General features: G+C 58.5%; 1 protein-coding gene. It reads right to left on the reverse strand.

Going from position 1 to position 788, the window contains the following annotated elements:
* The coding region (locus EOE18_RS18210) for an IS110 family RNA-guided transposase (protein ID WP_127712172.1) at nucleotides 1–725 on the reverse strand (725 nt) is incomplete at its 3' end.
* Nucleotides 726–788 lie beyond the last annotated feature (63 nt).

The following is a 788-nucleotide window of genomic DNA, read 5'->3' on the forward strand; positions in this document are numbered from 1 at the left end:
CCTCGTTTGAATGTGGCTGCTGCAGGTGCGAGTGCCGCGATCGCTGTGGCGGCTATTGGTCCAATGCCGGGGATGGTCATCAGCCGACGAGCGACTTCATCTTCACGGGCTCGCCGCGCAATTTCCTTGTCGAGTTCCGCTATCCGGTGATCGAACTCCTCAAGGATGCCGAGCATGACGCGGAACATCTCTCGCGCAGCCGGCGGTAGCGACGCGGTAACCGCATCATCGATCAGTTCACTAAGCTGCGCTACCCAGCTTGGCCCTTTCGGTGCAACCCAGCCATACTCAGCCATATGCCCCGGAATCGCGTTGATGGTTTGCGTGCGTTGCCGGACAAGAAGATCGCGGGTTCGGAACACCAGTGCCGAGGCTTGCTCCTCCTCGCTCTTCACCATCACAAACCGCATGTTCGGACGCTGCGCAGCCTCGCAAATGGCCTCGGCATCAGCGGCATCGTTCTTTTGCCGCTTCACGAACGGCTTCACGTAGGCTGGCGCAATCAACCGAACGTCATGTCCTATACGCATGAGCTCCCGAGCCCAATGGTGCGCCCCGCCGCAAGCTTCCAGCGCGACTAGGCACTTTGGCTGAGCAGCAAAAAACGACAGCACTTTACCGCGCGTAATCCATCGACTGAAAATCTGAAACCAGTTCGCATCGGCCCCGTGCGCATGAAACACATTCTTTGCGATATCCAATCCGATCGTGCTAATCTCCGACATGGACGCCTCCTCAAGTGGTGTTCAACACCTCCACTATGGCACATCAATGCCGTCGGGGGGGGG

Origin of the sequence: Novosphingobium umbonatum (assembly GCF_004005905.1) — a bacterium.
Classification (GTDB): Bacteria; Pseudomonadota; Alphaproteobacteria; order Sphingomonadales; family Sphingomonadaceae; genus Novosphingobium; species Novosphingobium umbonatum.